This window comes from Campylobacter sp. GB48 (genome assembly GCF_049221845.1).
GTDB lineage: Bacteria > Campylobacterota > Campylobacteria > Campylobacterales > Campylobacteraceae > Campylobacter_D > Campylobacter_D lari_C.
The window spans coordinates 1-16732 of the sequence record NZ_JBMJAR010000014.1; the positions used below are offsets into that span (position 1 = coordinate 1).

19 protein-coding genes are annotated in these 16732 nt (G+C 30.2%); 13 read left to right on the forward strand and 6 right to left on the reverse strand.

What is annotated here, in order from left to right; translation table 11 throughout:
- Together ACOTVC_RS06980 and ACOTVC_RS06985 are read left to right on the forward strand one after the other, a co-directional pair.
- Positions 1–1305 (forward strand): pentapeptide repeat-containing protein (locus ACOTVC_RS06980; protein WP_421628109.1); only part of this gene is annotated, 1305 nt, incomplete at its 5' end.
- Between the two features lie 10 nt (positions 1306–1315).
- A complete protein-coding gene (locus ACOTVC_RS06985; protein WP_421628111.1) occupies positions 1316–1696 on the forward strand; it encodes a YbgC/FadM family acyl-CoA thioesterase in 381 nt (126 codons plus the stop codon).
- Here ACOTVC_RS06985 and ACOTVC_RS06990 read toward each other — a convergent pair.
- The 3 genes from ACOTVC_RS06990 to ACOTVC_RS07000 are packed head-to-tail and all read right to left on the reverse strand — an operon-like array spanning position 1674 to position 3972.
- The gene (locus tag ACOTVC_RS06990) at positions 1674–2891 is read right to left on the reverse strand and encodes a hypothetical protein (protein ID WP_421628112.1); all 1218 of its coding nucleotides are present in this window, start codon (positions 2889–2891) and stop codon (positions 1674–1676) included. The two genes, ACOTVC_RS06985 and ACOTVC_RS06990, sit on opposite strands and share 23 nt — an antisense overlap.
- A complete protein-coding gene (locus ACOTVC_RS06995; RefSeq protein ID WP_421628114.1) occupies positions 2888–3499 on the reverse strand; it encodes a uracil-DNA glycosylase family protein in 612 nt (203 codons plus the stop codon). The genes ACOTVC_RS06990 and ACOTVC_RS06995 overlap by 4 nt, the downstream gene beginning before the upstream one ends.
- Positions 3499–3972, reverse strand: a complete 474-nt coding sequence (locus ACOTVC_RS07000) for a GNAT family N-acetyltransferase (protein WP_421628137.1) — start codon at positions 3970–3972, stop codon at positions 3499–3501. The genes ACOTVC_RS06995 and ACOTVC_RS07000 overlap by 1 nt, the downstream gene beginning before the upstream one ends.
- A gap of 140 nt (positions 3973–4112) precedes the next feature.
- Between ACOTVC_RS07000 and rpmH the strand changes: the two genes are divergently transcribed.
- Genes rpmH through ACOTVC_RS07055 form a run of 11 tightly spaced genes read left to right on the forward strand, consistent with a single transcriptional unit; the run spans position 4113 to position 15163 of the window.
- On the forward strand, positions 4113–4247 hold the full coding sequence (rpmH, locus tag ACOTVC_RS07005) for a 50S ribosomal protein L34 (RefSeq protein WP_012661270.1): 135 nt from the start codon (positions 4113–4115) through the stop codon (positions 4245–4247).
- A complete protein-coding gene (gene rnpA / locus ACOTVC_RS07010) occupies positions 4244–4570 on the forward strand; it encodes a ribonuclease P protein component (RefSeq protein ID WP_039617894.1) in 327 nt (108 codons plus the stop codon). Before rpmH ends, rnpA begins: the two co-directional genes overlap by 4 nt.
- The gene (yidD, locus tag ACOTVC_RS07015) at positions 4558–4941 is read left to right on the forward strand and encodes a membrane protein insertion efficiency factor YidD (RefSeq protein ID WP_039617892.1); all 384 of its coding nucleotides are present in this window, start codon (positions 4558–4560) and stop codon (positions 4939–4941) included. Before rnpA ends, yidD begins: the two co-directional genes overlap by 13 nt.
- A complete protein-coding gene (gene yidC / locus ACOTVC_RS07020) occupies positions 4905–6485 on the forward strand; it encodes a membrane protein insertase YidC (protein ID WP_421628115.1) in 1581 nt (526 codons plus the stop codon). Before yidD ends, yidC begins: the two co-directional genes overlap by 37 nt.
- Entirely contained in the window at positions 6469–7314 is an 846-nt protein-coding gene (locus tag ACOTVC_RS07025; protein ID WP_421628116.1) for a Jag N-terminal domain-containing protein, read from the forward strand. The genes yidC and ACOTVC_RS07025 overlap by 17 nt, the downstream gene beginning before the upstream one ends.
- A complete protein-coding gene (gene mnmE, locus ACOTVC_RS07030) occupies positions 7311–8639 on the forward strand; it encodes a tRNA uridine-5-carboxymethylaminomethyl(34) synthesis GTPase MnmE (protein WP_421628117.1) in 1329 nt (442 codons plus the stop codon). Before ACOTVC_RS07025 ends, mnmE begins: the two co-directional genes overlap by 4 nt.
- A 12-nt stretch (positions 8640–8651) precedes the next feature.
- The gene (purL, locus tag ACOTVC_RS07035; protein ID WP_421628118.1) at positions 8652–10829 is read left to right on the forward strand and encodes a phosphoribosylformylglycinamidine synthase subunit PurL; all 2178 of its coding nucleotides are present in this window, start codon (positions 8652–8654) and stop codon (positions 10827–10829) included.
- 2 nt (positions 10830–10831) lie between these two features.
- Positions 10832–11602: a DnaJ domain-containing protein gene (locus ACOTVC_RS07040; protein ID WP_087684925.1), complete on the forward strand. Its 771-nt coding sequence runs from the start codon at positions 10832–10834 to the stop codon at positions 11600–11602.
- Positions 11599–13131 (forward strand): bifunctional phosphoribosylaminoimidazolecarboxamide formyltransferase/IMP cyclohydrolase, encoded by a 1533-nt coding sequence (purH, locus tag ACOTVC_RS07045; protein ID WP_214115965.1) that lies wholly within the window; start codon positions 11599–11601, stop codon positions 13129–13131. The genes ACOTVC_RS07040 and purH overlap by 4 nt, the downstream gene beginning before the upstream one ends.
- Before the next feature lie 14 nt (positions 13132–13145).
- Positions 13146–14738 (forward strand): methyl-accepting chemotaxis protein, encoded by a 1593-nt coding sequence (locus tag ACOTVC_RS07050; RefSeq protein ID WP_421628121.1) that lies wholly within the window; start codon positions 13146–13148, stop codon positions 14736–14738.
- Positions 14739–14749: 11 nt separating this feature from the next.
- Positions 14750–15163 carry an META domain-containing protein gene (locus ACOTVC_RS07055; RefSeq protein ID WP_039641112.1) on the forward strand — a complete coding sequence of 138 codons (414 nt, stop codon included), beginning with the start codon at positions 14750–14752 and terminating at the stop codon, positions 15161–15163.
- A 10-nt stretch (positions 15164–15173) separates the two neighbouring features.
- On the opposite strand, the gene pyrF is transcribed toward ACOTVC_RS07055, so the two are convergent.
- Genes pyrF through ribE form a run of 3 tightly spaced genes read right to left on the reverse strand, consistent with a single transcriptional unit; the run spans position 15174 to position 16724 of the window.
- The gene (gene pyrF, locus ACOTVC_RS07060; RefSeq protein ID WP_214097623.1) at positions 15174–15857 is read right to left on the reverse strand and encodes an orotidine-5'-phosphate decarboxylase; all 684 of its coding nucleotides are present in this window, start codon (positions 15855–15857) and stop codon (positions 15174–15176) included.
- A complete protein-coding gene (nusB, locus tag ACOTVC_RS07065; RefSeq protein WP_039617877.1) occupies positions 15854–16252 on the reverse strand; it encodes a transcription antitermination factor NusB in 399 nt (132 codons plus the stop codon). Before nusB ends, pyrF begins: the two co-directional genes overlap by 4 nt.
- A 1-nt stretch (position 16253) precedes the next feature.
- Positions 16254–16724 (reverse strand): 6,7-dimethyl-8-ribityllumazine synthase, encoded by a 471-nt coding sequence (ribE, locus tag ACOTVC_RS07070; RefSeq protein WP_421628124.1) that lies wholly within the window; start codon positions 16722–16724, stop codon positions 16254–16256.
- Between the last annotated feature and the right edge of the window lie 8 nt (positions 16725–16732).

Sequence of the window (16732 nt, forward strand, 5' to 3'; positions counted from 1 at the left end):
TTTAATGTAGCGCGTTTTGAAGGTGAAGCTAGATTTATAAACACAAAATTCTTAGCTGAGTATACAAATCAAGAAAACATAGAAAATAATTTTAGAGAAGCAGTTTTTAAAAATAATGCCTATTTTGATAACACAGAATTTAAAACTAGGGTTAATTTTAGCATAGCACGTTTTGAAGGTGAAACTAGGTTTATAGAAACAAAATTCTTAGCTGAGTATACAAATCAAGAAAACATAGAAAATAATTTTAGAGAAGCAGTTTTTAAAGGTAAAACTTCTTTCACTAGAGCAAAATTTAAAGCTAGGGTTGATTTTAACATGGTACGCTTTGACAGTGAAGCTAGGTTTATAAACACTTCTTTTTTTAATAATACAATCAAATTTAGTGGAGTGGAATTTAATAATGTTAAATTTATTTCCAATAAAGAAAGAGATAAAACTAGCACTAATAATATAACAAAGCAAATATACCATTTTCAAGATATTACTTTTAAAGGCATTATCAATTTTGAAAACATATATACAAAAGATTTAAATTTTAAAAATGTAATATTTAACAATATCGTAGTTTTTGACAATGCCACTTTAGATAACAAACCAAAATTCATAAATTGTACTTTTTCTAATCAGTTTAACATAGAGCATGATTGCATACAATACAACCATGAAGAATTAGAAGAAGAAATAGAAAAAAATAATTATGATGAATTTTTAAATTTAAGAGATTTATTTAGAAAATTAAAAAGCAACCGCATAGCTCATCACAATCTAATCGATGCTTCAGAGCTTAGAGCACAAGAGCTTTATGCTAGAGAATTAGAACTAACACACAAAGAAAATAAAAATTTAAAAGATACTATCGAGCAATACCAACTTTTCTTTTATCGCAAGCTTTGCGATCATCATACAGATTTAGTTTTAAATGCAAAATGGCTAATCATAACCATAGGAATGTTTGTGTATATGCTTTTTATGATAAAACTATACAAACACGGCTTATGTATTTTAAATGCATTCAACTTTTACGGATTATACTTTAGTGCTTTAGGAAGTTTTATTTTATCTGCTTTAGCTTTATTTAGGTGTATAGATACAATGAAAGCATTTGTTAGCATTAACGCTATAATTATTTTTTGGGTGATTTGCTATAAACCAAAACTAATCTTTGGTATAGCAAATCTCATCGGAGATAATAGCTACAATGCTTTTGAAAATCTTTTAATCACACTCTATACACTAATAGTAGGTTTAATCATCTTTTCCCTTCAAAAAACAGCAAGAAAAAACACTATCATACCAAATTAAAGGATTTTAAATGCAAATACGAATTTATTATGAAGATACCGATGCGGGTGGAGTGGTATACCATAGCAACTACTTAAAATTTTGCGAAAGAGCAAGAAGTGAGATTTTTTTTCAAAAAAACGCAAAAATTTTTGATAAAAACACAGGACATTTCCTACTTACTAAAGCAAATTGTAGCTTTTTAAAACCCGCTAAACTTGGAGATCTTATAGAAGTAAAAACATTTATCACAAAGCTTAAAAAAGCTTCAGTTTATATAAAACAAGAAATTTATAAAGAAAATACCAAGCTTTTTGAAGCCGAATTTATCTTAGCTTTTTTAAAAAATGAAAAAGTAGCCCCTATAGATGAAGCTATAGCTAAAGTTTTTACTGATCTTGCAAAGGAGTAAAACCTAAGCCTTGCGAGCGTATGATCTTAACCTTATAGTCAAATTGATTATTATTTAAACTCTCATCGAAAATTCTTTGAGAGTCTTTATCTAAAAACTGCGTATAAAAATAATCAAGACCCACGCTAGTTGCATACGCTATCCAGTTATAGTTAATATTTTGCGAAAAAAGCTCATTAAGATAGCTTAGAGTTTGATCCTCATTAGAAATGGAATTTGCTAGCAAAAGTTTTTTTCTATCATTAATTTGTGTTAAACTTAGCAAAATAGGATTATAATTAATCTGAGTTGATAATAACACAAAAGGTTCTATATCATAAGTTCTTATTTGCGAGCTTATAAGCGCTGTTTTTATCAAAGAAGTATTTAAAATAATACTAGAATCTTGAAAGCTTCTATTTTGATTTAAAATGCTTCTAAAATCAAATTTAGAACTATTAATAGTGTAAATTTTCTCGCTACCATTACCTGCGTTTAAAACATTCTCATCTAAGCGATTTGCCAAAGGTGTTCCATCTGAAAAAATAATATTTTTACCATTTGAATACTCTAAAAGTCTTCGAATTTGTTTTTGATAATCTATACTTCCAAAATACACATTTTCATTTTGCGTATCAAAATTTCTTTTGTGTGCAGTTGGTATGAAAACTTTTACATTAGAATCAAGGCTTTCTTTTAATAAATTTTTCACACCTTTATCTGTAAAACCTGCTATGATATAGTTAAATTTTTCATCTTGAGCCTGTTTAAGTGCTTTAGCTATCTTACTTTCATCTTCTGTGCCTATTAAAAATACCTTTACTTTTATCTGCGCTCTTTGTCTTAGCAAATACGCTATACTTGAATTTATAATAGTATTTGAATAACTTTTAATCGTTTGCTCAGGTATAATAATAGCTAATTTTACACTAGCATTTTTTTGAATTCTTTTTTCAAAATCTATGATGGAGTTTAAAAGTTTAGTATAGATATTAACCAAAAGTTCATTTGCGTTATCATTGTTAAATCTTGATAAGAAATTAAAATAAAGTCCAGTTTCCAGCAAGGTAAATAAACAATCATTATCACAATTTTGAAATTCTAAATTAGGATAAAAAGACTCACTAGGTTCTATGGGTGATGGTTTTTGCTCTTTTGCAAAAACACTTAAAGTTAAAACAAAACTCATCAACAAACAAACTAAACTTTTTCTCATAAATAACCTTTTATTTTTTTAATATCTTCTATAAATTCAGTATAAAAACTAGGATTTTTACTCACAAAATTCAAATCATAACTTGGCAAAAGCAAAGCATTATTAAAACGCATACATTGCCCTTTGTATTTTTGAAAATTCTCAAAACCCAAACTCGCAAAAGCTTCTTGACCAAAACATAAAATAATCTTTGCTTTTACAAAATCAAGCTCATTATAAAAATATGGTAAGCATAATTTTAATGCTTGATCATCTATTTTAAAATTACTAAAACATTTAAACATATAAGAAAAATATATTTCATCTTCTTTTAAATTTAAAAGCTCTTTACAAAGCATTAAAAACTCTTGCTTATTTTTAGAAGCAAAAAACTTTCCACTTTCATTTTCTTCTTTATCGATAAAGGCTTGATAAATCAAAATTTTAGCATTTTTGGCTTCTTTTTCCATTAAACTATGCTTTCTTAATTTAGAAAAATGACAAAGATTGCAAGTTTTCACTCTTTCGTTTAATTCTTTAAAGCTTAAGTTAAAATGCCTAATTTGCTTTTGCTCATTAAAGTATTCATAACCAAAAGCTTTTAGATAATACAAACTGCGTTTATTCATCACATCAATGCTTCTAAATTTTTACCCTCTAAACGATAAGTTCTCCACTCATTCATATGTCTTGCATTTAACTTGGTGTAAAATTCAATGCCTAAATCATTATCATTTAAACAAACCCACTCTAAGCGTTTGAGATTTTTTTCTTTACAAATTTGCGCTAAATATTTAAAAACAGCTCTAGCATAGCCTTTTTTTCTATGCTTTGGTTGTATGTAAATATCTTCTAAGTACAACCCACCTAAACCCCAAAAAGATGAAAAAGTAAAATAATACATCACATAACCTATTATCTCACCATCAACCTTTAAGCTCAAGGCCTTAGCGTATTCATGTTTAAAAAATGATTCTTCAAGTTCTTTAGTTGTACATTTTACATCATCAAGCATATTTTCATGAATAGCAAACTCTTTGAGTAATTCTAAAATTTTTTCTAAATCTTCTTTTTTGCTCTCACAAATTTCAAAAGCCATTATTTTTCCTTCAGTCTATAAAAATAAAATCAAAATTTAGCAAAAAGTTTTAAAATAACTCTTAATTAAAAGCAGATTTAAGTAAGATTTTGCTAACATACTCGCTTATTATTTTGTTTTTTATTTTAAGTTAAGGAAAAAATATGAAAAGAACATACCAACCACATAAAACCCCTAAAAAAAGAACTCATGGTTTTCGCGTACGTATGAAAAGTAAAAATGGTCGCAAAGTGATCAATGCTAGACGTGCTAAAGGTAGAAAAAGATTAGCGGTATAAAAGATTTTCTAAGTATTAACGACTTAGGAGAGTTCGCAACAATATACAAAGAAGGTAAAAAATGGCATTGCGAAGGCATGATCATCTTTTACTCTTTAAGTGATGAAAAAAAATTCGCTGTTGTTGCTAGCAAAAAAGTTGGAAAAGCTGTCGTAAGAAATAGAGCCAAAAGGCTCTTAAGATCAGCTTTTTTTCAGGTTAAAAATCAAGTTGAAAACGGAAAATACATACTTGTAGCCAAAACAAGTATCACTGAAATTCCTTTTTTAAAATTAGAAAAAAACTTGAAATGGGGTTTGAAAAAAATAGGATGTATAAAATAGCTTGTCTAAAACTTATCAGATTTTATCAACTCTTTATCAGTCCTTTTAAACCACAATGCTGTAGGTATTACCCAAGTTGCTCTGAATATGCCTTGTGGCAATTTAAAAAAAATAATATTTTTAAGGCATTTGGTGCAGTTTTTTTAAGAATTTTAAAATGCAATCCGTTTTTTAAAGGTGGTATTGATTATCCTAAAATACGCAAGAATAATCTAAACTCAGGTATATGTTTTAAACCTAGTTTTAATGCTTTAAAACAACTCAACTATCTTTATATCCCTTGCAACGATAATCAATTTTTTTTAATTAAGATTATATTTCCAAAGGACAATCCGTGTCAGAAAATTTATCTCAACAAAAACGCATATTAATTGCTGTTGTATTATCATTTTTATTTTTTGTAGTTTATGATTATTTTTTTATCCCCAAAGCTCCACAAACTGAGCAAAATATCACCCAAATAGAACAAAACAATTCAGCCCCACAAAGCGTTACAAACACAAACACTCAAGCTCCAAAAACAGAACTTAGTGTTAATCAAAAAGAAGAAATAGCAGTTGTTAAAAGTGAGCATTTTGAAGCACATATTGACTCTTTAGGTAGAATAGCCAAATTTTATCTAAGTGATGAAAAATATAAAGACGAAAATGGTAAAAGTATTAATCTAGTAGATACTTCCTTATCGCCTTTACCACTAGAAGTAAGATTTAGCGATGCAAAAATTAATCAAGAAGCTTTTAATACTTCATACACCACAAGTCAAAAGACTATCAATGTAAGTGATGAAAACACAACCTTAATCCTTACTCAAAATCTAAATGATTTAGTAGTAACTAAAAAAATCACTTTCCATAAATATGGAAACTATGATTTAGAGGTTAATCTAAGCAAGGATGCAGCTTATTTTATCACGCCAGGTTATCGTCCAAATATAGCAGTTGATAGTTACACAGTACATGGGGTTTTAATCTTAGATAAAGATGATAAAATCACAATGTTAGAAGATGGTGATGTAGAAAATGACGAAAGTTTTTCTAATGTAACCCTTATGGCAGCTTCGGATCGCTATTATAGTGCTTTCTTTTACAATTTTGAAAAACCACTTAATGCTGTAGTTACTAAAGATAATCATGAAAACTCTATCGTTTTTGCAAGTGCAACAAATACTTTTAAAGCAAGTGGTTATGTTGGCTCAAAAGAGCATGAAATTTTAAGAAGCATTCATGCGGATTTGGATGATGTTGTGGAATATGGCTGGTTTACTTTTATAGCTAAACCTATGTTTGAATTTTTAAATTTCTTACATGGCTACATGGGTAACTGGGGTTGGGCTATTGTAGTGATGACTTTAATCGTGCGTATTATTCTTTTCCCGCTTACTTATAAATCAATGATTTCTATGAATAAGCTCAAAGATTTAGCACCTAAAATGAAAGAAATCAGAGAGCGCTATAAAGGTGATCCACAAAAGATGAATTTGCACATGATGGAACTTTATAAAAAACATGGTGCAAATCCTATGAGTGGATGCTTACCTATACTTATTCAAATTCCAATTTTCTTTGCAATTTATAGAGTTTTACTAAATGCTATAGAGCTAAAAGCTGCACCTTGGGCTTTTTGGATTACAGATTTATCTGTGATGGATCCATGGTTTATTTTACCTATATTTATGGGTCTAACTATGTTTATCCAGCAACTTATCACACCAATGGCTATACAAGATCCTATGCAAGAAAAGATTATGAAATTTTTACCATTAATTTTCACTTTCTTCTTCTTAACCTTCCCAGCAGGTTTAACTTTATATTGGTGTGTAAATAACATATGTTCACTTATTCAGCAAGTGATTGTAAATAAACTTTTCAAAAACCACAAAAAAGAGGAAATAGCTAAACATGAACATAGAAGCTAAAGACTTACAAACCGCACTCATAGAAGCCTCAAAGCAATTTGAGTGCTCTGTGATTGATCTAGAATATGAAGTTATTCAACATGCTAAAACAGGATTTTTTGGTTTGTTTAGAAAAAACGCTATTATTTGTATTAAAGGGCATAAAAAAACTCAAAAACCTCATCAAGAAAAAACTAAAAAATTTCATAATGAGAAATTTAACAAGCATATGCAAAAAAACTTTGATAAAAACGAATCAAAGAAAGAATACAAAGAAAATTTTCAAAAACCAATTGAAGATATTGCCCAACCTAAAGAGCATTATAAGGTAAAAAATGATGCTATTTTTGATTCATTTCATAAAGAATCCTCAGAAGAAAAAAATATCACTTCTTATATCGATGAGATAAAAATTTCACTAGAAAAGTTACTGGCAACTTTTGATTTTGACATCAAAGTTGTACAAGTTAGCATTTGGGATGAAAATTGCGTATTAATAAAACTTGATGGAGAAGATGCGGCTTTACTTATAGGAAAAGAAGCTCATAGATATAAAGCTTTTTCTTATTTACTTTATAATTGGCTTAGCGCTAAATACAAAATTCAACCAAGACTAGAAATTGCTCAATTTTTAGAAAATCAAACCCAAGCTATAGAAAATTATTTAAAAATTCTTATAGAAAAAGTAGAAAGCACAGGAAGAGTTCAAACAAAACCACTTGATGGAATTTGGCTAAAACTTGCTTTAGAAAAATTAAGAGAACGTTTTCCTGATAAATATGTAGCTATCAAACAAAATGACGATCAAAGATATATCGTTGTAAATGATTTTTTGAAGAAAAATGAATGAATGACACGATAGTAGCTATTGCCACAGCCCATGGAGTGGGCTCTATAAGTATTATTAGAGTAAGTGGAGAAAAAGCTTTAGAACTTGCATTAAAAATTACCCGCAAAAAAGAACTAACACCCCGCTATGCGCATTTGTGCAAACTTTATAAAAACAACAACGATTTTTTAGATGAAGCTTTAGTGATCTATTTTAAAGCACCCTATTCTTTTACAGGAGAAGATATAGTAGAATTTCAACTCCACGGAGGCTTTTCTTTAAGTGAAATTTTACTCGATGAGCTTATTTTAGCAGGAGCACGTCTTGCTAACCCTGGTGAATTTAGCAAAAGAGCTTGTTTAAATGGAAAAATGGATCTTTTAAAAGCTTTAAGTATACAAGATGCCATCATGTCAAAATCAGCAAGTGCTGCAAATATCATAGCAAAAAATATTAAAGGTGATTTAAGTAAATTTTTAAATACCATTAGAATAGATCTTGTTCAAACTCTTGCTTTTGTAGAAACTAGTATCGATTATGCAGATGAAGATTTGCCACAAGATTTACTTGATCAAATCATTACTATGTGTGAAAAAAATTCAAAACTTTTACGCGATATAGTAGATATTTCTTTAAGTAAAAAAGGACTTATAGAGGGCTTTAAAGTTGCTATTATCGGTAAGCCAAATGCAGGAAAAAGTTCCTTGTTAAATTCACTTTTGGCTTTTGATAGGGCTATTGTTTCTAATATTGCAGGTACCACAAGAGATCGTATCGAGGAAAGTTTAAAAATAGGCTCACATTTAATTAAAATCATCGACACAGCAGGTATAAGAAATGCAGATGATGAGATAGAAAAAATCGGAGTTAATTTAAGCTATGAAAGCATTAAAGAAGCAGATATCATCATAGCTGTTTTTGATGGATCTAAAGAATTTGAAGAAGAAGATGAGCGAATTTTACAAGCTTTAAAAAATTGTAATAAAAAAATCATTTATGTTTTAAACAAAAGTGATCTAACTACCAAATTTAAACATGAAATTAGCACTTCTTGTATACGCATTTGTGCTCAAAAAAACACCCAAGTCATTAAGGAAAATTTAAATGAATACCTAAATACTTTAGATAGTGATGGAATGCTAATTAGTAATACCTTAATACTCAATGCTTGTAAAAATGCTAGCGAAGCTATTTTGCGTGCAAGAGATTTATTAAAAGAAAGTTCTTTAGAGCTTTTTGCTTTTGAATTAAATTTAGCCATAGGAGAGATAGCCCAATTTACAAAAGATTTTGAAAGAGACGAAATTTTAGATGCTATGTTTAGTAATTTTTGTTTAGGTAAATAAAAAGGAGAGAAAATGGATAAAGAAATTATAAAACAACACAAAATTAGCGATGAGGAATATCAAGAAATTTTAAACATACTAGGTAGAGAGCCTAATTTGCTAGAGCTTGGAGTAATTTCTGCTATGTGGAGCGAGCATTGCTCATATAAATCAAGTAAAAAATACCTTAATGACTTTCCAACTAAAGCTCCTTGGGTAATCCAAGGTCCTGGTGAAAACGCTGGAGTAATAGATATAGGTAAAGGAATGGCAGCTGTATTTAAAGTAGAAAGTCATAATCACCCAAGTTTTATAGAGCCATTCGCAGGTGCAGCTACTGGTGTAGGTGGAATTTTACGCGATGTTTTTACTATGGGTGCAAGAGTTGTTGCGGGTATGAATTCTTTAAAATTTGGCAACATTCATGATAAAAAAATAGGCAAACATCAAAAATATTTAGTTAAAGGTGTAGTAAGCGGAATTTCACACTATGGTAATTGCATGGGTGTGCCTACCATAGGTGGAGAATGTGCTTTTGATGAATGTTTTAATGGAAATATCTTAGTTAACGCTTTTGCGCTTGGAACTTGTAAAATTGAAGATATTTTTTATGCAAAAGCTGAAGGTATAGGCAATCCTGTAATTTATGTGGGTTCAAAAACCGGTCGTGACGGACTTGGTGGAGCTGTAATGGCAAGTGATAGTTTTAATGAATCTAGTAAAAGCTTAAGACCAACTGTGCAAATTGGCGATCCATTTGCTGAAAAATTGTTAATGGAAGCTTGTTTGGAACTTTTCAAAACTGATTATATAGTTGGAATTCAAGATATGGGTGCAGCAGGACTTACTTCAAGCTCTTTTGAAATGGCAGGACGCAGTGGTAGTGGTATGAAACTTTATCTTGACAAAACTCCTATGAGAGAAGAAGGTATGACCCCTTATGAGTTAATGCTAAGTGAATCTCAAGAAAGAATGCTAATTTGTGCTAAAAAAGGCTATGAAGAAAAAGTTATTGAAATTTTTAACAAATGGGGGCTTGATGCTGCCATTATAGGTGAAGTTACCGATACTGGCAAAATGGAGCTATTTTGGCATGATGAATTAGTTGGTTTAATCCCTATTGAGCCACTAAGCGAAAAAGCACCTATGCTTGATAGACCTGCGGCTAAACCAAAATACTTAGATGAGATAAAAAACTATCAATTTAAGCTTAACATTCCTACTCAAGAAGCATTTGAAAAACTCCTTGCAGATGAAAATGTTAGCAATAAAGCTTATATTTATGAGCAATTTGACTCAAGCGTACAAACCAATACTTTAAAAAGCGATGGAGCTTTAGGGGCAAATAGCATTAGAATCAAAGAAAACAATTGCTTACTTTCTATGGCAATTGAGTGCAACTCAAGATTAAACTATGTAAATCCAAAAATCGGCGCAGCAGCAGCTGTTGCAAGTGCAGGAAGAAAAATAGCATGCTCAGGAGCTAGACCTTTGGCAATTAGTGATTGTTTAAATTATGGCAACCCTCAAAACCCTGAAGTAATGTGGCAATTTGCACAAGGTTGCGAAGGTATTAAACTAGCTTGTAAAGAACTCAATACTCCTGTAGTAAGCGGCAATGTTTCTTTATATAATGAAACTGATGGAGTGAGTATTTTTCCAAGTCCAACCATAGCTTGTGTTGGAGTAAATGAAAAAGCAGAAAATGTTTTAAAATCATATTTTAGTAAAGACACTAGTGCTATTTATCTACTTGGAGAAAGCAAAGGTGCTTTTGGTGGATCTTTGATTGCTAAAGTGCTAGATCAAAAAGTGGCAGGAGAGCTTGAAGATATAGATTTTAACGCAGAATTAAAACTATGGGATTTCTTACTAAAAGCAAACGAAGCAAAATTGCTTGATTGTGCTAATAGCATAGGCATAGGTGGTCTTGCTATCACTTTAGCTAAAATGAGCGCAAAGGCAAATTTAGGTATTGAAGTAAAGACTGATTTTGAAGATAAGAGTTTTATTTTTGAAGAAAGCCCAACAAGAGTTATAGTTGGTGTTAAAAATGAAGAAAAATTTATCAAATTTGCAAATGAAATGGGAACTAAATTTACAAAACTTGGAAATTTAAATGAAAAAGATTTCATTTTAGATGATATTAAGATATCTTTAGCAAAACTACAAACAATTTATTTTGATAAATTTAATGAGTATTTAGGATAAAAATGCTTTTTGTTTTACTTGTATTGGCAATTTTGGCATTTTATTGGTATTATAAAACATGGGGTAAAGATGATCTTTTAGGCTCTTTTAAAAAAGGAGCTAAAAGTTTCTCTCAAGGTTTTAAACAAGGCTATCACGAAGAAAGAATTGATGGATTTAAAAGAAGATTAAACTACTATGTTATAGCACTTTTAGCAAAAATAGCAAAAAGTGATGGCAGAGTTAGTGAAAATGAAGCTAACATGATCTCACAAATTCTTGATTACAATGCCAAAGATTCAAGAGAAAGAGAATTTTTAAAACAAAGTTTTAATGAACACAAAAACACCTTAAATGATACCTATGAAGTTGCCAAAGAACTCATCAAAGAAGTACCTTTGCCTCAACAAGAAAGAATTAATATATTAAATGTTTTGGTTGCAATGGCCTTGATTGATGGGGAACTTAACAGCATTAAAAAAGATGTATTAAAAGCCATTGTCAAAGCCTTTAATCTTGACATAAACATACTTGAGAGACTTCTAAATTCTATGCAAACTCAAAAAGTGGGTATGAATTTGCAAAAAGCATGTGAGATTTTAGGTGTAAGCGAAAATGTAAATTTACAAGAGCTTAAAAAACGCTATAGAGAACTTGCTAAAAAATACCATCCTGATATTTTAAACGCAAACAACAGCGATGAAGCAAAAATAAAAGAAGGTGTAAAAAAATTTCAAGAAGTTAATGAATCTTATGAATTTTTAAAACAATACATAGAAAGGAAAAATAAATGAAAGCACTAATTAGTGTCAGTGATAAAGAAGGGGTAGTAGAATTTGCTAGTGAGCTTGTAAAATTAGGTTTTGAGCTTTTATCTACCGGAGGCACTTATAAGCTTTTAAAAGAAAACAACCTGCAAGTACAAGAAGTTAGTGATTTTACTCAAAGTCCTGAAATGTTTGAAGGACGTGTAAAAACCTTACACCCAAAAATTCATGGTGGAATTTTATACAAAAGAGAAGATGAAAATCACCAAAAGCAAGCTAAAGAGCATAATATAGAAAGCATAGACTTGCTTTGTGTGAATTTATATCCTTTCAAAAAAACTACAATTTTAACCCAAGATTTTGATGAAATTGTAGAAAATATCGATATCGGTGGTCCTGCTATGATACGTAGCGGTGCAAAAAATTTCAAAAATGTCATTGTAGTTTGTGATATTTTAGATTATGATAAAATCATACAAGCTTTAAAAGATAATACTTTAGATCTTGATTTTAGAAGAGCATTGATGATCAAAGCTTATGAGCATACAGCAAATTATGATGCTTATATAGCAAATTATATGAACGAGCGCTTTAATGGTGGTTTTGGTGCAAGTAAATTTATTGTTGGTCAAAAAGTATTTAATACAAGATATGGAGAAAACCCTCATCAAAAAGGTGCTTTATATGAATTTGATGACTTTTTCACACACAATTTTACAACCTTAAAAGGCGAGGCAAGTTTTAACAATCTAACCGATATCAACGCAGCTTTAAACTTAGCAAGCGCTTTTGATAAAGCCCCAGCAGTAGCCATTGTAAAACATGCAAATGCTTGTGGATTTGCCATAAAAGAAAACTTACTCCAAAGCTATATCCATGCACTTAAATGCGATACCTTGAGTGCTTATGGAGGAGTTGTTGCTATCAATGGAGCCTTAGATAAAGAACTAGCGCAAAAAATTAATGAAATTTATATAGAAGTAATTATTGCAGCAAATGTAGATGATGATGCTTTGGAAGTATTTAAAGATAAAAAGCGTATTAAAATCTTTACACAAAAAGCGCCATTTCTAACTAGAGCTTATGACAAATATGATTTTAAACATATAGATGGTGGTTTTGTATATCAAGATAGTGATGAAGTTAAAGAAGATGAATTAAAAAATGCGGTTTTAAAAAGCGAAAGAAAAGCTAGCGAACAAGAATTAAAAGATCTTGAAATAGCTATGAAAATTGCTGCATTTACCAAATCAAATAACGTAGTTTATGTAAAAAATGGTGCTATGGTGGCTATTGGTATGGGTATGACAAGTCGTATTGATGCAGCTAAAGCAGCTATTAATAAAGCTAAAGAAATGGGGCTTGATTTAAATGGTTGTGTTTTAGCAAGCGAAGCTTTCTTTCCATTTAGAGATAGCATAGATGAGGCTAGCAAAATAGGTGTAAAAGCTATCATCGAACCAGGTGGAAGTATAAGAGATGAGGATATCATTAAAGCTGCTAATGAATATGGTATTGCATTATATTTTAGCGGCATAAGACACTTTTTACATTAATACAAGGAGCTTAAATGTTTAAAAGCATAGGTGCAAAGATATCTTTAGCAATGATTTCTACATTGCTAATTAGTTTTATTATTATGCAAATTATTTTACAAAAAGACTCTCAGCAAACGACTGATAGAATCAGCCGTGCAAATTTAGATACCTTAAGCACTTCTGTTTTTCAAACACTAAGAATGGCGATGAATTTGGGTGATCCTGCCATTATAGAACAAGCTATAAAAGAAGCAGGTGAGATAGAAGGTATAAAAGATATTAAAATTTATCCTTCCAAAAGCACCGTTGAGCTTTTTGAAATGCAAAAATACACAAAAAGTAATGAAAGTATTATCAATGAGCAATTTAACAAGCCAGAAATTAAAGCAGTTGAAATTAATAATGATCAAGGGCATTATCTAAGACTTATACGCCCATTAATTGCTAACAAAGGTTGCTTAGCTTGTCATGCTAATGCTAAAGAAGGTGATGTTTTAGGAGTTATGGACATGTATAATGACTTAAAACATATAGATGATGATTTGGCAAGCTCAGCTAGAACTTATATTATTATTTTTAGTATAGCTTTACTTTTTACTGTTTTTGCTGTGCTTTATATTTTAAAAATAGTTGTAGGAAATCCTGTTTTAGATCTTTTAAAACACGCAAAAGAGCTAGCTAGTGGCGATGGAGATTTACGCGCAAGAATCAACATAAAAAGTACTGATGAGATAGGTAAAGCTTGTACTTATATTAATCAATTTATTGAAAAAATTCAAAACGCAGTGATTTCTACTAATGAAAATTCTCAAATGGTAGATAAGCAATCTAAACTTTTAAATGCTAATGCACTTGATTTAGCAAATAGAACAAAAGAAGGTCATACAAAAACCGATGAATCTTATCACTTAAGTGAGCAAATACATACAGAATTGCAAGATCTTGCCGAACTTTCAAATAATACAAACAAAGCAAATACAAAATCTTTTGAAGTTTTAAATGCCATGCTTGATTCACTAAATCAGATAGTAGATAAAGTAAGAGTGGTTGCAGAAAATGAAGATGTTTTATCTCAAAAAGTTGAAGTTATGGAAAAACAAGCAGAAGAGATTAAAAAAGCATCTGATATGATGGGAGAAATTGCCGATAAAACTAATCTTTTATCATTAAATGCAGGTATTGAAGCAGCACGTGCTGGGGAATTTGGTCGTGGATTTTCAGTTATTGCTGAAGATGTAAGAAATCTTGCTCAAAACTCAGAAGAATTTTTAAAAAATATTGCTATTGTCACCAAGCAATTAGTAGATAGTATCAATGAAGTTTCCAAAGAACTAAAACATAACGCCAAAGAAATTAATTCTTTAAATCAAGATGCAAAAGATCTTGTTGAAGGAACTAATGAAGTAAAGGTTTGCAATGAAAATGCAAGAGAATTAGCAAATGCTTGTATGCAAAAAATCTCAAGCACACAAGAAACTTTACAATCATTACTTGATAAAATGCAAGAAACAGTAAAATTAAGTGATAAAAATGAAGAAATTTCAAAAATTTTACTTGATGTTGCTCATGAGTTAAATGTAGTTTGTCAAAATTTAGAAGATGAATTAAAACATTTTCATGTATAAGGAGAATCAAAATGAAAAAAATAATTACATTAAGTATAACAAGTTTAGCTATTTTTAGTGGGTGTTCTGTGGCAAATTTAAGCACAGATGATTTGCAAAATAAAGAATTTACTATAAGCTCTTATGAAGCTAATGGAAAAAGCTATGAACTTCCTCAAAATTCTAAAGCAAGTATTAGTTTTGATAATAAAGACAAAAGACTTTTTGGAATAGCAGGATGTAATAGATTTTTTGGTGGCTATAAAGATCAAGGAAATAGTATAAAAATAGAAGATAATCTTGCATCAACAAAAATGCTTTGCGATCAAGAGTCTATGAAATTTGAAGATAATTTCTTAAGAAATTTCAATGGAGATTTTCAAATTATTAGCGACGATGATGGAATTATTTTGGAAAATAAAAAAATGAAAGTATATTTAAAATAAGCCTTAAGGCTTATTTTAAATGCTCTAATATATCCTCGCAAACCTTTCTAGGTTCTTTTGCTTTATAAATAGGTCTTCCAACCACAATAAAATCTGACAAATTATCCTTAGCACACTGTATATCAGCTACTCTTTTTTGATCATCTGAATTTTCTTTAAAGGGGCGAATTCCAGGGGTTAATGTGATAAAATTTGAATTAGTGTTTTCTTTTATCAACAAACTTTCATATACTGAGCAAACCATACCATCAAGACCACTTTCATAGCTAATTTTAGAAAAATCTTTAACAGCTTGTTTAATACCTTGTTTATATATACTAAAAAATTCTTGCTCGTCAAAACTAGTTAAAGCAGACACAGAAAGCACCAAAGGTCTTTTACTTAAAGCATTTAAACGCTCCATAATCATACACATAGCACTTTTACCTGCACTTGCATGGATATTAAACATATCCACATCAAGCTTAGCAAGTTCTTCGCAAGCATCTGCCATAGTATTTGGTATATCATAAAGCTTTAAGTCTAAAAAGATTTTAAAATCATCCACTTTTTTAATCGCCTCTAAAAGCTTTACCCCATCTCTTAAATACGATCTAAGCCCTATTTTAACCCAAAGATCTAAACCTTTTAATTCTTTAGCTAAATTTATGCATTCATCATAACTTGCTACATCAAAAGCCACACAAAGCTTCATTGTTCTTCCTTGTTGATTTTATCTAACACCCCATTGATAAATTTAGGAGCATTATCCCCTGCCATTTCCTTTGCAAGCTCTATAGCTTCATTGATAATAATCGCTTTTTGTGTAGAAGTAAATAAAATCTCATAAGCACCCAAGCGTAAAATAGCCTTTTCTATACTAGCCACTCCATCTAACTTATGCTCTTTTAAACACTCATTAATTTTCTCATCAAGCAAAATAAGTTGCTCATTAATGCCATTATATAAATCTAGAGTGAATTTTCTTTGGTCATTACGAATTTTTTTCTCATCTAAAAATTCATTGATAAAATCTTTATTTTCTTGATTTAACTGTGCTGCATAAAGCAAAGAAACTATACTTTGTCTTACTTGGTGTCTAGTAGCCATTTTAAACCTTAATTTTTTGAATTAAATTAAGCATTTCAACCACAGTAAGCATAGCTTCAAAACCTTTATTACCTGCTTTACTACCCGCTCTTTCTATAGCTTGCTCTAAAGTATCAGTTGTTAAAACTCCAAAACTTATAGGTATATTAGCTCCAAGCCCTACACTTGCTATACCTTTAGTAGTTTCAGCCGCTACATAATCAAAATGCGGCGTACTTCCACGAATTACCGCTCCAACACAACAAATTCCATCAAATTTTTTACTCTCACAAGCTTGTTTTAGTGCAAAAGGAATTTCAAAAGCACCTGGCACTAAAATAAGACTTAAGTTTTCTTCTTTACCCCCATGTCTTAAAAAAGCATCTTTAGCACCTTCAACTAAACGATCTGTGATAATGTGATTAAATCTTGCATTGATAATTGCAATTTTTTCATCACCTTTTAAACTTAAATTTCCCTCTATTATATTCATATTTTTCC

Coding starts and splice junctions, on each gene's coding strand:
- ACOTVC_RS07055 (WP_039641112.1), top strand. CDS start 14,750: ATGAAAAAAATAATTACATTAAGTATAACAAGTTTAGCTATTTTTAGT.
- ACOTVC_RS07050 (WP_421628121.1), top strand. CDS start 13,146: ATGTTTAAAAGCATAGGTGCAAAGATATCTTTAGCAATGATTTCTACA.
- ACOTVC_RS07040 (WP_087684925.1), top strand. CDS start 10,832: ATGCTTTTTGTTTTACTTGTATTGGCAATTTTGGCATTTTATTGGTAT.
- nusB (WP_039617877.1), bottom strand. CDS start 16,252: ATGGCTACTAGACACCAAGTAAGACAAAGTATAGTTTCTTTGCTTTAT.
- mnmE (WP_421628117.1), top strand. CDS start 7,311: ATGAATGACACGATAGTAGCTATTGCCACAGCCCATGGAGTGGGCTCT.
- rpmH (WP_012661270.1), top strand. CDS start 4,113: ATGAAAAGAACATACCAACCACATAAAACCCCTAAAAAAAGAACTCAT.
- ribE (WP_421628124.1), bottom strand. CDS start 16,724: ATGAATATAATAGAGGGAAATTTAAGTTTAAAAGGTGATGAAAAAATT.
- ACOTVC_RS06985 (WP_421628111.1), top strand. CDS start 1,316: ATGCAAATACGAATTTATTATGAAGATACCGATGCGGGTGGAGTGGTA.
- ACOTVC_RS07025 (WP_421628116.1), top strand. CDS start 6,469: ATGAACATAGAAGCTAAAGACTTACAAACCGCACTCATAGAAGCCTCA.
- purH (WP_214115965.1), top strand. CDS start 11,599: ATGAAAGCACTAATTAGTGTCAGTGATAAAGAAGGGGTAGTAGAATTT.
- ACOTVC_RS06995 (WP_421628114.1), bottom strand. CDS start 3,499: ATGAATAAACGCAGTTTGTATTATCTAAAAGCTTTTGGTTATGAATAC.
- pyrF (WP_214097623.1), bottom strand. CDS start 15,857: ATGAAGCTTTGTGTGGCTTTTGATGTAGCAAGTTATGATGAATGCATA.
- purL (WP_421628118.1), top strand. CDS start 8,652: ATGGATAAAGAAATTATAAAACAACACAAAATTAGCGATGAGGAATAT.
- yidD (WP_039617892.1), top strand. CDS start 4,558: ATGTATAAAATAGCTTGTCTAAAACTTATCAGATTTTATCAACTCTTT.
- ACOTVC_RS06990 (WP_421628112.1), bottom strand. CDS start 2,891: ATGAGAAAAAGTTTAGTTTGTTTGTTGATGAGTTTTGTTTTAACTTTA.